Origin of the sequence: Alkalibacillus aidingensis (genome assembly GCF_014595945.1) — a bacterium.
GTDB classification, from domain to species: domain Bacteria; phylum Bacillota; class Bacilli; order Bacillales; family Alkalibacillaceae; genus Alkalibacillus; species Alkalibacillus aidingensis.
On the sequence record NZ_JABXWU010000001.1, the window covers coordinates 69,579 to 82,811 of the forward strand.

The 13,233-nt window shown below is 39.2% G+C and carries 14 protein-coding genes; 8 read left to right on the forward strand and 6 right to left on the reverse strand.

What is annotated here, in order from left to right; all coding sequences use genetic code 11:
• Positions 1–343 precede the first annotated feature (343 nt).
• On the reverse strand, positions 344–745 hold the full coding sequence (locus tag HWQ49_RS00360; protein WP_188205590.1) for a hypothetical protein: 402 nt from the start codon (positions 743–745) through the stop codon (positions 344–346).
• A gap of 265 nt (positions 746–1,010) precedes the next feature.
• Here HWQ49_RS00360 and HWQ49_RS00365 point away from each other — a divergent pair, with 265 nt between their 5' ends.
• The 5 genes from HWQ49_RS00365 to HWQ49_RS00385 all read left to right on the forward strand — a co-directional run bounded on the left by HWQ49_RS00365 (position 1,011) and on the right by HWQ49_RS00385 (position 4,536).
• Positions 1,011–1,622 carry a hypothetical protein gene (locus HWQ49_RS00365; protein WP_188205591.1) on the forward strand — a complete coding sequence of 204 codons (612 nt, stop codon included), beginning with the start codon at positions 1,011–1,013 and terminating at the stop codon, positions 1,620–1,622.
• A gap of 40 nt (positions 1,623–1,662) precedes the next feature.
• Positions 1,663–2,319, forward strand: coding sequence for a hypothetical protein (locus HWQ49_RS00370; RefSeq protein ID WP_188205592.1), 657 nt, complete (start codon positions 1,663–1,665; stop codon positions 2,317–2,319).
• Between the two features lie 55 nt (positions 2,320–2,374).
• Positions 2,375–2,929: an ATP-binding protein gene (locus HWQ49_RS00375; protein WP_188205593.1), complete on the forward strand. Its 555-nt coding sequence runs from the start codon at positions 2,375–2,377 to the stop codon at positions 2,927–2,929.
• A gap of 102 nt (positions 2,930–3,031) precedes the next feature.
• Complete coding sequence (locus tag HWQ49_RS00380; RefSeq protein WP_317450884.1) at positions 3,032–3,631, forward strand: CBO0543 family protein; 600 nt, start codon at positions 3,032–3,034, stop codon at positions 3,629–3,631.
• A gap of 146 nt (positions 3,632–3,777) precedes the next feature.
• The gene (locus tag HWQ49_RS00385; protein WP_188205594.1) at positions 3,778–4,536 is read left to right on the forward strand and encodes a hypothetical protein; all 759 of its coding nucleotides are present in this window, start codon (positions 3,778–3,780) and stop codon (positions 4,534–4,536) included.
• A 71-nt stretch (positions 4,537–4,607) separates the two neighbouring features.
• Here the strand turns inward: HWQ49_RS00385 and HWQ49_RS00390 are convergent, their stop codons facing one another.
• Together HWQ49_RS00390 and HWQ49_RS00395 are read right to left on the reverse strand one after the other, a co-directional pair.
• Positions 4,608–5,117: a hypothetical protein gene (locus tag HWQ49_RS00390; RefSeq protein WP_188205595.1), complete on the reverse strand. Its 510-nt coding sequence runs from the start codon at positions 5,115–5,117 to the stop codon at positions 4,608–4,610.
• Positions 5,118–5,200: 83 nt separating this feature from the next.
• Complete coding sequence (locus tag HWQ49_RS00395) at positions 5,201–5,806, reverse strand: restriction endonuclease (protein ID WP_188205596.1); 606 nt, start codon at positions 5,804–5,806, stop codon at positions 5,201–5,203.
• A gap of 301 nt (positions 5,807–6,107) precedes the next feature.
• Here HWQ49_RS00395 and HWQ49_RS00400 point away from each other — a divergent pair, with 301 nt between their 5' ends.
• Positions 6,108–6,359 (forward strand): GIY-YIG nuclease family protein, encoded by a 252-nt coding sequence (locus HWQ49_RS00400; protein ID WP_188205597.1) that lies wholly within the window; start codon positions 6,108–6,110, stop codon positions 6,357–6,359.
• Positions 6,360–6,546: 187 nt separating this feature from the next.
• On the opposite strand, the gene HWQ49_RS00405 is transcribed toward HWQ49_RS00400, so the two are convergent.
• Positions 6,547–9,012, reverse strand: a complete 2,466-nt coding sequence (locus HWQ49_RS00405) for a S8 family serine peptidase (RefSeq protein ID WP_317450885.1) — start codon at positions 9,010–9,012, stop codon at positions 6,547–6,549.
• Positions 9,013–9,548: 536 nt separating this feature from the next.
• Positions 9,549–9,872: a winged helix-turn-helix transcriptional regulator gene (locus HWQ49_RS00410; protein WP_188205598.1), complete on the reverse strand. Its 324-nt coding sequence runs from the start codon at positions 9,870–9,872 to the stop codon at positions 9,549–9,551.
• A gap of 142 nt (positions 9,873–10,014) precedes the next feature.
• Here HWQ49_RS00410 and HWQ49_RS00415 point away from each other — a divergent pair, with 142 nt between their 5' ends.
• Entirely contained in the window at positions 10,015–10,545 is a 531-nt protein-coding gene (locus HWQ49_RS00415) for a YceI family protein (RefSeq protein WP_188205599.1), read from the forward strand.
• 171 nt (positions 10,546–10,716) lie between these two features.
• On the opposite strand, the gene HWQ49_RS00420 is transcribed toward HWQ49_RS00415, so the two are convergent.
• On the reverse strand, positions 10,717–11,658 hold the full coding sequence (locus HWQ49_RS00420) for a glycerophosphodiester phosphodiesterase (protein ID WP_188205600.1): 942 nt from the start codon (positions 11,656–11,658) through the stop codon (positions 10,717–10,719).
• A 145-nt stretch (positions 11,659–11,803) separates the two neighbouring features.
• On the opposite strand from HWQ49_RS00420, the gene HWQ49_RS00425 reads away from it, so the two are divergent.
• Positions 11,804–13,171 (forward strand): dipeptidase, encoded by a 1,368-nt coding sequence (locus HWQ49_RS00425; protein ID WP_188205601.1) that lies wholly within the window; start codon positions 11,804–11,806, stop codon positions 13,169–13,171.
• The last annotated feature ends 62 nt before the right edge of the window (positions 13,172–13,233 follow it).

Here is a 13,233-nt window from a genome sequence, read left to right on the forward strand (position 1 = left end):
AAATTCGTTGACCGGGAAAAGAGGAGCGTTCTCAATGCCCAAAAGCCAATCAAAATGCGTTGACCGGGAAAAGAGGAGCGTTCTCAATGCCCAAAAGCCCCCCAAGATGCGCTGACCGGGAAAAGAGGAGCGTTCTCAATGCCCAAAAGCCCCCCAAGATGCGCTGACCGGGAAAAGAGGAGCGTTCTCACTGCCTCAAAGTCGCCCAAGATTCGCTGACCGGGAAGAGAGGGATGTTCTCACTGACCCAAAGCCACCCAAAATGCGATAACCGGGAAGAGAGAATACCATCCCCCGTCTGAACAAAAATTTCACCCTCCACTCATAACAAAACCACCCGAAACTACAAACTTAATTCTTTAACGGTAATAGCTTGGGATTGTTTTTTCTTTTTGCAATCGGCAAACTCATTATCATCGACCAAGTCTAGTTCCATCGCGGCTTCTAACTTTTTAGTATCTGGCCGTTTAACGACTTCAATAAATTCTTCTAAGTTTAAGTCTTTTAATTTCTTTACCGTCTTTTCGTCATCGTAGCTAACAGATGATCGGATCACTCGCTGCGCTTTATATCTTCCTAGCTTCACTTCGCCTTTTTGTTCTTTTCCATAGGTTTCATCTAAGTAGTTATGAATCTGCTTTTTGATCTGCTTTAGTTCTTTGTCTATCTCAAGTTTTTGTTGGTTTAATTCATAGTATCGCTTTAACAGTTCCTCTGATAATTCCATGTCCGTTGAATTCGTCATCATCAATCCCCCAAATCTATTATGGTTAGTTCATTTATATGAAATTGATAGGAAAATATGCACACCAAGACGAACGTATATGCCTTTTTGGCGTGGTGTTTATGGAGGAAGGAAGAAATTTCTAATATCGAACTCTTAATTTTTGGAATTTTGTGTTAATATTTATTTATGATATTAGTAACTAAAATGGTGGACATGGTGACAGCTGAATTAATGGACATTTAAAATTTACCGGTTACGGTCGTTTGAAAGATAGGTGAGATGGATGAAAAGAACGTTAGCGTGGTTGATAATGAGTACTGCACTTCTTTTGAGTGGTTGTTTTGTTGGGCAGGATTCAGACGCACCGACGATTTCAAAGAATGAGGATTCTGAATATGAGAAGACGTTTGCTGATTTAAATTTGGGGATTCTTTTTGATTTTGACTTTTATCTACCAAGGGCTGATGAGCGCTGGGTGAATCTTTGGGTGGAAAGGTATGTCGATGGGGAAATGGAGTCTGAACCGATAACCCAATTATCTTATGGAAACAGCCCGTCTGAGATAGAAGAGGGGAAATTAGGGTTTGGATTGATTGAAACCCATCCCGTGGGATATTTAGCCTTTCTCTTTGCCCCAGGTGTTGGATCTCAACCAACTGAATTTGATATTGAGTTAGAGTCAGGTTTTACTAGTACTTGGAGTTATGCAATCGAAAATGAGGCTGTAGAATTAGAGTTAGAAGAACCAGAAATTCTTGCAGTCTATCGAAAAAGTCAGGCTCTTAAACCAGTTGATTTACAGGATGAAGAATCGGTAGAAAGAATGATCGAAGAGGATGAGATCGTCATGCTTCTGAAAATTAAGGTGGAAGATCGAGTGGTCTCTACTGAATAAGATGTTTTTGGAAAATGAGTTGAAAGAGGTCATGGATTAAATGTTGAAAAAATCATTAGTGTTTCTATCATTTATTGTTTTACTAATTATATACACGTATATCTACCGGTTACTTTACCATTCATTGATTCCGTGGGGATGGAAGTCTGATTTACTCGATCTATTGGTGATTGTTGTTTATCTTTTCGGTTTGATTCCATTAACAGCCTTTTTATCTGAAAAACTTGTGAAATATTCCTTTAATGTCGATCAACCATATAGCAAAAGGTTTAAGATGATCTTTGTGACGGTCGTGGTTGTTATTCCAGTGACCTTATTCGCGCTGGACATTTATCATGAATACCGAGAGAAAGATTTAGATTATGCGATTAACTTTAACCTAGAAAATGTCCAATCATTGGCTTTCTATGAAGGTACACAGTTTGAATGGAGAACGGATGATGAGGAACATGTAGAAGAGTTAATTGAATTTTTGAGTCAATATCGCGTGAAACGGATGAGCCATGGTGAGTGGGATGGCGATGTCTCAAAAGAACGAGGGTTCAGGTTTACGATTCATACCATTAAGAAACCAATTATTATGACGTCCGTTTATGAAGAGCGTGTGCTGGATCTAGGTTCTGGTCCTTATCGTGTCGTCAACGGACCGGTGGATGTAGACTGGGTGGAACGTTTTGTTGAGGAACATCAACAATAGGTGGGTGTTTATATTTTAAACGACAAACTAAACGATAACCAATGGAGTTGATGTCATGAAAAGGCTGGTTATAATCACAGTTGGTAAAACCCATAGTGGGAAAACGACTTTTGCGAGGAAGCTAGAAAAGCAATTAGCCAACTCAGTTGTGATGGATCAAGATTATCATGCTGAATTTATTAATCGTTACTACGCAAAATTACAGCCAAAAAAGGGACCGAATACGCTTAAACATGCGATTTCTAGAGTGATTGTTGATTATGCCAAAATATATACGGACTCTCACTTAATCATTTGTAATTCCAATCGAAGTCATCAGGGGCGCATGTACTTACTAAAAGAGCTATTTCCAAAAGATGAGTTTGTCCGAATTTTGGTTCATTTTGATCTGCCTGATGAGGTTCTTTTAGAACGTGTGAGCCATAGTCAGCGTAGTACTAATATATTTAGAAGCGCTTCAAGTTTTGAAGAAGTACTACAACGCCAGGAAGCTGATTCGTTAAAAGAAGATGTTAAGGACCCAGTAGAAGGTGAAGCGGATCATCTATTTGTCATTAAAGATAGTACGGAAGTCGATTCGGTGGTTAATGAGATTGCTACACTTAAATAAGAAGATAAGATTGCTTTAAAAAGCTTGATGACATATATTTACATAAACTACTATCTGAAACATCATAATAAGAACATATTAATCAGTCGAGGGGTTTCAGTAGTGGATAAATATATTAATATTGGGTTTAATATTGAATCTTACCTATTAGTTAGTGTCTGTTTGGTGGGATTAATTGGTCTTATTTCTTATTTGCGGATGGATTGGAAACGGTTTGGGTTGTTGGCTCTTGCTAGTGCGATGGTGGGGAATGTTTTGTGTTTTATTTTCGTCACGCTTGATTTTTATACGTATCCATATCGTTTGTTTCCACAACTGTCTGAGATGCCGATTATAGCTATGACGTTAGCCGTGCCTTTTTTAGTGTTGCTGTCTGTTCGTTATAGTCCTCAGAAATGGGCTTGGAAATTGCCTTTTTATTGGGTTTTAGTTCATGGCGTTATGTTGTTTGAATCCTTAGTATTGATCTATACGGACATTATTCAATATGAGTTCAAGTGGGATTTGTGGGATTCTTATACGTGGTGGTGGGTTTATTTTCTCTTTTTTGAGTGGTTTGGTGGGAAAGTCATTCCGGATCATTTGCGAAAACCACTTAAGGCTGAGCATCTTCGGTTTGGAAAAATTGGATGGGTGATTGTTCATTTTGTGCTCATTGTGACGATCTTCCTTGGTGGTTATTATTTGGGGCGATTACAGTAGGTAGGAGTTTGGGCTAAATCTAATGATAAATTCAGTAGGGTGATTTGGCACGTGAATTGGCCATGAGTTCCACGTGATTTTTATGTGTCCTGGCCCCGAAACATTTCATTATTCCTTTCGTCTAATAGGGTGAAGGGGGTCTGACTATGGTGAAAAGGTGTTTATTTATATGTCTAGTCTTACTTTTAACGGCTTGTGGTACTGCTGTTGATCATCAAGATGAAGCTAAGTCTGGTGATAGTGGGAATTCAGATATAGACATTTGGGAAGAGGCGTTTGATGAGGAGTTGCATTTTACTGACCAAGTGATTCGAACATATTTTTTAGGAACATCAGACGAGTATATTGATTTGAATATTTCACAAGCTCGGGCTGATCATGCGATTCATGAACTGGGGTATGATGGGGTCGACTCAATGCTATATACGCTTAAAGTGGAGAAAACAGATGATCTTGAGGTGGTTGACAAAAATAATCAGGAGCTTTCCATCGATGACTTAAATGAAGGGGATAAAATCTATTTAGAATATGATATTACTGATTATGAACAGGGGGATAATGAGTTTGCAACTGACCTATTAATACATGAGACGGTAACCAAGGATGAAATGGTTGGTCGTATGGCGCCACCAGAGGGATCAGATGAACTGTATATTGGGATCATTTCCGATCCTGAGGAAAGGCATGATGAGTTTGATTTTGTTGAACTTGAGTTCTTGATCGATTATGAAGCGGTCAGAGGGTTTGGAGATGCTCGTCACCGTGATGGTGTTCCTGCTTATGACTTAATCGAAGCGTTTGAGATTGAAGAGGAGTTACCAGTTGCGCTAGTTATTAGTGAGGATGGGCTTGAGTATTATTCAAGTGACTTGGATGAGGTAGTGGAGTTTATTGAGAATTGGTAGTTATTGAAAGCTAAAAAGAGCTGTCCCAGATGTTAGGTATAATGACATTTGAAAACAGCTCTTTTCGTGTTTTATAGAGGCATGTCTTTTTCGCATCGATCCCAATCGATCGAAGGCATGTCGGTTTTTTCAGCAGGTAGTTCTTCTTCTGACATGATCAGCCAGACGTTACCTGTTTTGGAGATCGTTTTTTTGACATGATTTCCGTCTGGTCGTTGGAAGAGTAAATAACCTTGGTTACCATCTAGTCCACCTTTGATAAATAATCTTCTATCGCCCTGACTGGTGCCAACGAAAAGGTGTTGTAATGTGAGTTTATCGTAATGATCATGCATACTTTGTCCTTCAATTAGGTTTAAATCATCAAAGGTCAGTTCAACATAGCCGGTTAGGTCTAATTTAAAATTATCAATAATCGCTTGTAGAACCTTATCATTGTATTCTTGCTGTTTTTGTTCATGTTCTGCGACACATATGCTTAAAGGCCATTGTTCTTCTGCAACGGTTTGAACTGGCCTAAGGTTCATGATTAGTAAGATAAGAATGAAAGGAATGATTATGTGCTGTAACCTTAATGTCATAGTGGTCTTCACTCCTAATTTAGTCTTACTAATAATCTTTCCTACTTACGTTGATTGATACTTAAAAATTGTCAGTAAATGGGTTAGGCTTCTGAGGGTTGTCCTCCGATGATTTCTTTTTCTTCGTTTTCGAGTCCTTCGAGTAAATAGGTGATGAGCTGTTGGCCATTAATCAGTTCAATGTTCAGGGACTCGGCGTATTTTTTGGCGTTGTCAGTAAAGTCACTTGTTGTTACGATGAATCCACCTTTAGCTTTTTCTTTGATCATGTTGGAGTGGATGATGGCAATCGCATCGAATGGCACGTCATTTTTGTAAGCTTTGACTTGACCGAGATAGAGACCATCTTCTCGGTGGTGCCTAATATCCACACCATAATCACCGATTCTCCCAGTAACAATTGGATTGCCACCAAATTTAGCCTTCATGACTTCGGCTACGAAACCTTCAAATTCATAGTTAACCTGTTGAATAAATAAGTTTGTTGTTTTTTCATTGAATTCACCGGTATCTGCGTCTTTTTTGAAATTAAATCGGTAGTAGAGACCCATGGCGAGAGTTCGTTTTAAGTCTTCATTTTTATTAAGAAAATGATATAGTTGTTCCGATTGTTTGGTTTTCTGACGATTGACGATTAAGAGATGGATTAATGCAATGATTAAAACAATCGTAAGGGCAGTGTGAAACATTATGATCACTCCTTTTATGAGCATTGTTGCCAAATTGAATGGTGTTGAAACGGTGACAGATTCGGATTTTTAAATTAAGATAAAAATTAGATTATCTTTATTGGTGAATGAGTGGGTTTAATGATGAATAGTAATTTTTATTGATGGATCCGTCTGAATAATTGACGAATGTTTAAGATTAATTGTGGAATCATCAACAATAATTGCTTAATCCACTGATTTATTTTTGAATAGAGATTCTATAGAATGAATTTTTTCCTACACGGAAAAAAGGATCATCTTATTAAAGGAGTTAAGTGAAATGTTTTATACATATATGTTGCGTTGTAAGGATGGTTCTTTATATACGGGTTATACGAATGATGTGGAGGCGCGAGTGGCTAAACATCAAGCGGGTGAGGCAGCGAAATATACGCGAGCAAAGTTGCCTGTTGAGCTTGTTTATCAAGAAGAGTTTAAAACAAAGTCAGAAGCTATGAAAAGAGAAGCAGAGATTAAGCGTTTGAATAAGGTGGCAAAGGAGAGGCTAGTTCGGTCTGGAATTGAAGCGTGACTTGGATCAATGAATGTCGGTCGACTAAAAAACAATCGATTTATTTCAGGAGTGAGATTGAATCAATCTGGCGCAGAGTGGAGTATTTAATGAAGCGTATAAAAGACCGTACAATGAGTAAAAAGATTAGCTCATTGTACGGTCTGACTTTAATTATAAACCATTTTCCTCAGCCTATTGATCCACCTTAATCAGTTTCTTCTTCGTCCTCATCTTCTTCAACCTCAAACTCACCTAAAATCCATCCTTCTTCACTAAATCCTGCTTTACCTACCCAAATTACCAATGCATATGTTCCAGGTGGTAGTTGATCTAGCGCCGAATTGGCATCTATTTCAAAATTGTTTTCACCTGCTGGTAAGTTTTCTTGCACATCTATAGTTCCAACTGGTGATAAGTTACTTGTATAGATCATGGATTCTACGTAGTCAACATCGACTTTGAGGTTTACTGATACGTCGAATATACCGTCTTCTAATGTAAAGCTTCCTGATTCATACAAACCATCTAATCCTGGGACCACTTCATAAGGGTTTTGTACGAATAGAATGGATGGAATCTCGATCACTTCATCTTCATGAGTGAGTGTGATCATGCTTTCGTAGTATCCAGGTTCTAGTTTACTAGAATCGACTTGTACGTTCAGGTTAACCTGTTTGGTTCCGCCTGCTTTGACATTTAGGTTATCACTTGAATTGACTTTAATGTGCTCTTCGCCATCGAAGAATTCAAAGTCAATATCATATTTTTTGTCCTTATCAGAAAGGTTTTGGATTTCAAAATGTTGTCGCTCGACTTGTTTTCCGTTGTCTTTTTCAAAAGTTCCAAATGAGTAAGAGCCGGGAGCCATTAATGTTTCTGTTGTGAGTGCATCGACAATACGAACGCTACCGGCACCTTGTGTATTATGAGGGTAAACGTCTCCATTTTCATCAGTTAGCTTTTCAGCTGTGTTCATTAAGGCACCTTTAACTTCTTGAGGGTCCCAGTCTGGATGCTCCTGAACAAGTAATGCCGCTGAACCAGCTACATGTGGAGCTGACATACTCGTTCCCTGCATAGATGCATATGCGTGAGGCTGCGCTGGGTTGTGCGTTGGGACTGTACTGATAATATTGACACCAGGGGCTGATACATCTGGCTTCACCATCCAAGTGTCAAGTACGGGACCACGAGATGAGAAGTCAGCAACCGTTTCTCCCATCATCCCAGCTTCCTCAATGTCGATAGAAACAGTGTTGTCTCCTTCTTCATACTCTTGTAGGAGTTGCTGACCGTCTGCCTGAGACATTTTAATCGTTGGAACAGCCATACCTGCTATTTCAGGTTGTTCTCCTTCTACATTATTGAAAATAATCGCACCAACAGCTCCAGCTGCTTGAGCATTTGCTGCTTTATCAACAAAAGGATATTCACCACGTTCGATTAACGCGATTTTTCCTTCGACATCCACTTCATCGAATTCATCAGCTGAACCTAATCCAACAAATTCAAATTCAAATTCTTCATCATTAAGTGCCATTAAGTCTGTTTCACCAGAGTGCCCCATTAAAGAAGCTGATGAGAAATTATAACCACTTTCTGTTGCGATTTCCACATCATAAGTCATATATGGAAGCTCTGTCGCACCAACCGAAATGGCATCACGACTTGTTCCTGGAGAGCCAACAGTCCATTCGTATGGACCACTATTACCGTTTGAAGAAACGGCTATGACCCCTTCAGCCATTGCGTTGTCTAATGCTATAGATGTGACATAATCAGGGTCATTAGAGGTATTACCTAATGATAAATTCATCACATCAGCACCGTCTTGTACGGCCTGTTCAATGGCAGCAATGATGTCAACAGTTGCACCACTTCCACCAGGACCTAAAACACGGTAAGCTAGAAGATTCGCATCAGGAGCGACACCTTTAATGGCACCATTTGCCGCTATAGTACCTGCGACATGCGAACCGTGGTTAGTCAAGTCATCAGCATTATCCACATCCCCAGGTTGTGTTTCCTGTGGGTCATCATCCTGATCAACAAAATCCCAACCTTTATAATCACCGAAAGCATGTGATAGGTCAGGGTGCGTGTAATCCACCCCTGTATCAATTACCGCAACAGTGACACCTTCACCGGTGACACCGAGATTCTCCCAAGCATCGTTAGCACCGATAAATGGTGCACTGTCTATCATATTAGCAGATACCTCATCGCCACCAATTTCGACTGTTTCAATGGTTTCTGCTTGGTATGAGACATTTTCGTGAATAGCCTGAACTCCTTCAACACTAGCTAAGTCACGTAATTCACTTTGTTTAACTTCAACTGAGAAGCCACTGAAAAGATAGTCATACTCACGATCAAAAGAACTACTTGGAGCAGACTCAGCAATACGGTCCATCACCTGTTGCCTAGATTTGGCTAAGTCCCCTCTAGATTGGCTTTGACCAGTATGCTTGGCCTCGATAATCGAAGGCTCTTCTAATTCAACGATGACTGTGGCCACCGTATCAGATTTAAAGTCATAATCACCATGAATGGTCGCTAGCCTTGATGTGTCACCTGTGTCTTGACTAGATGAATGTGAAAAGCCCATTGATGAAAACGTAAGCATTAATGCGATTAAAATTAAAATCGGTTTACTGAACCATTTCTTCACTCGATTCCCTCCATTATTTTATTTTTAGAAAAGCTCTCCACCTTTTAATAAAAAGAGTGTATCTAAGCTTTTCTCTAAAGGCATATGAACTTCCTTGAGCTAATAGACTCAAAAGTTAAGAGGATATTTCGACACCTTCTATCCCAGTCATGACGGGCGTTTTGAGCGATTAGAGTGGTTTTTGTACGTAAAAAGACAAAAGCTCTGAAAATAACACTAGACTATAGGAGGGTGTATACGGGTTAATGGGACAAATTCTTTTCGACCGACGGGGGAATTCGCGTTATATCGGGAATAGTGGTTAAGAAAAAATTTTATGGAAGGGAGGGGGAAATGATCGGGGTAACTACTCTCAAGACCAAAGTAACCTCGGACGCAGGGGAAATGACCACATAGACGTGCTCTCAAGACCAAAATGACATCGGATGCCAGGAGAAATGCCCGATAGACTTGCTCTTTATAACGAAATAACCAACTAAGAGAGACGCGTCTTCTATGGTCGGGCAAATAAAAAATCCTTAGCAATTGCTAAGGATTTAATCGTTCTGATTAAGGTCTATTGAATGATCTGCCCATTCTTGAATTGCTTGGAGGACAGGTTTTAAGGATTTTCCTTTTTCGGTAAGTGAATATTCGATCCGGACAGGAGTCTCGTCATAGACAGTTCTTTTAACGAGTCCTTCTTTTTCTAAGTCCTTTAATCGTTCAGATAATACACGTCCACTTACACCAATGCTTGATTCTATATTGCAGAAACGTTGCGAACCTTCAAGAAGTTGAAAAATAATTAAAGCTGCCCAACGTTTATTAATAATTGTTAATGCTTTTTCAAATTTTGGACAAATAGTTTGATCAGCCATAGGTCTTCACCTCTTACTTATATTATAACTAAAAACTCTTGAAAAGAAAACTCACTAACTAACTTGACTTTATTGACTATTCATTATACACTTACTTACATAAAGTAAGTTAATAACAAAAAGGTTGAGGAGGAGTTTTATTATGGCAAATGTTACATTAGACAAGGTGCACAGTGCAGTTAACTTCCAGGTTAAGCATATGATGGTGTCAAAAGCAAAAGGGGAGTTCCAAAACTTTGATGTAGATTTCACTGGCGATATTAATGATTTACAATCTGCAAATGTGAAAGCGACAATTTACACAGATTCTATTGACACGAATAATGAAGATCGTAATGGTCACTTAAAGTCTGAAGATTTCTTTAATGTTGAACAGTATCCAGAAATCACTATAGAAAGTAAGTTAGTTAAAAAAATTAATGACTCTGAATATGAAATCGTTGCAGATGTTACGATCAAAGGCGTCACTAATGAAGAAACATTTAAAGTAGAAGCAAATGGTGTTGCTAAAGACCCAATGAGTGGTAGCATGGTTGCTGGTTTTGACGTGGAAGGTTCTATTAACCGTGAAGATTACGGCTTAACATGGAATGCACCACTTGAAACAGGTGGCGTTTTAATCGGTAAGGAAGTTAAACTACAGGCTTCATTTGAATTTGTGATTGAAGAGTAATTTAAGTGTAAGCGCAGGAGGTTTATGCCTCTTGCGCTTTTTTAATTGGCCCCAGAGTCACTTGCTGTCTGTCGGATTGGTCCCGTTAATTCCTGAACGTGCGCGCCTGACTACATGATGCACCAACCAGATCGCCAGACTACCACACCACAAACTCCCCACATTGACCAACTACCTCAAACCCTTTTCTTCCAAAATATCGATTAATAAATCAGGTCGGTCGGTAATGATCCCGTCGACATCTGCATCAATCATCTCACGCATCGTTTGTTCATCATTGATAGTCCAGTAATGAATTTGCATGCCAATTCGTTTAGCGCCAGCAATTAATTGATCATCGAAAAATCGAAACCACTTGTTATCTTTGGGTAGTTGAATCACGTGTCCTGTTGGTTGAAAAAGATTTCTTATATAAAGTTTGTGAGTGAAAACAAAATCGAAGGCAGTTGCTCTTCCTGATCCTAGTGCGACTTCACCTTCTCCAAATTTGTTGAACTCTTGAATGATACTTTGGTCAAAAGAGCTGATTAATACTTGGTCTTTCATATCGTACTCGACGATTAGATCCCATAATTTTTTGGTTACTGTTTCATGGTATTCAGGTGAGATGGTGTGTTTAATTTCGAGCATATATTTCATATCAGGATACTGTTCGAACACTTCTCGTAATGTTGGGTTATAAACACCCGCACCACGGTAAGGATAATTTCCATTTTCATCTTCAAAGTGATATCCGGCATCTAGTTCTAAAAATTCATCTAAGGTAAAATCGGTAATGTATCCGACACCGTCTGTTGTTCCATCAACGGTAGGGTCGTGAATTAAGACAAGCTCTTCATCTTTGGTTAGGTGAATGTCTAATTCAATTATATCAACACCTAAATCGTATGACTTTTCAATGGCTGTCATCGTATTACCAGGTGCGATTAAATCACCTGCCCGGTGAGCGATAACGAGAGGACCTTCATGATCATGTTCAAAGAAATCATGTGGTTCTACTTGTTCAGGTGGTTCAAGTTGAAAATACCACAGACATAAAACTAGTATGGCAATGGTAAGGAAAATGTATGAAGTACGTTGATCTTCATTTGATTTCTTTAATGGTGACATCATGGCTCCTCATCCTATGGTTATCTTTTGTTATGTCTTCTAATGGCTCATTTGCCTGTATTTTTGTGATTTATATGTCACTCTTATGCACAATTCGTTATTTTCCCTTATAATAGAGGTTAATTCGTAAAAACATAGGAGGGTTTAGATGAAGGAACAGGTTATTCAGTATTTAAAAGACCAAAGAGACCGACATTTAAAAGAGCTAGAGGACTTCTTAAAAATTCCTAGTATCAGCTCATTAAGTGAACATCGTGAAGATACGATTAAAGCAGCTGAATGGGTAGAGGCTGAGTTAAAGAAGATCGGGTTTCATGATGCCAAAGTGATGGAGACAGACGGCAAACCGGTTGTGTACGGTGAATATACAACGGATGAAAGCAAGCCGACTGTTTTAGTTTATGGGCACTATGATGTACAGCCTGTAGATCCTGTGCACTTATGGGATTCTGAGCCATTTGAACCAACGATTCGTGATAACAAAATATATGCACGTGGAGCAACAGACGACAAAGGGCAAGTCTTCATGCATTTAAAAGTGATGGAAGCAGTATTAAATCAAGATGAAGAGCCACCAGTTAACTTTAAGGTATTGATTGAAGGCGAGGAAGAGATCGGTAGTCCGAACCTACCAAAGTTTGCTGAGGAGAATGCTGATCTATTAAAGGCTGATTTGGTGTTAGTTTCTGACTCTGCATTAATTGAGAAAGGAAAGCCAACGATTACATATGGACTGCGTGGTCTTGCAGGCATTCAAATCGATGTCAAAGGAGCGAACAGTGATCTTCACTCAGGTGAATATGGTGGTGGAGTGGTTAATCCAATTCATGCACTTGTTAAGATTGTTGATTCATTCCGTGATGAAAATAATCGCATCTTGGTGGACGATTTTTATCGTGATATTCCAGAGCTTTCCCAAGAAGAGCGTGACGCATTAGCTGAAGTGCCATTTGATGAAGATCAACTTAAAAAAGAACTTGGTGTTAGTGAATTAGATGGTGAAGAAGGGTATTCCTATGTTGAGCGTACATCAGTCCGACCAACTTTGGAGGTTAATGGTATCTATGGAGGTTTCCAAGGTGAAGGGATTAAAACCGTACTGCCAAATGAAGCAACGGCTAAAGTCACGTGTCGCTTAGTTCCAGACCAGGATCCAGATCACATTGTTGAACAATTAACGAAGCATGTTCATGCCAACAAGCCAGTTGGTGTTGAAGTGGACGTGACGCCTTTTGACAAAGGTAAGCCATATGTAACACCATTTGATCATCCAGTTATTCAAAAAGCAGCTAAAGCTTACGAGACTGTTTATCAAAAAGATACTGCGTACATTCGTGGTGGTGGATCGATCCCGATCGTTGCTGAGCTAGACCGTATTTTAGACGTGCCAGTAGTGTTAATGGGCTTTGGCTTGCCAGATGAAAATCTTCATGCACCGAATGAACATTTTCATCTAGAGAACTTTGATCAAGGAATGGAAACGTTAACTCATTATTTCTATTTGTTGAATGAGTAATTTGATAAGAGCTAGATACCTTGTTTAGGTGTCTAGCTTTTAACGTTTTAAAGCGTTTATCG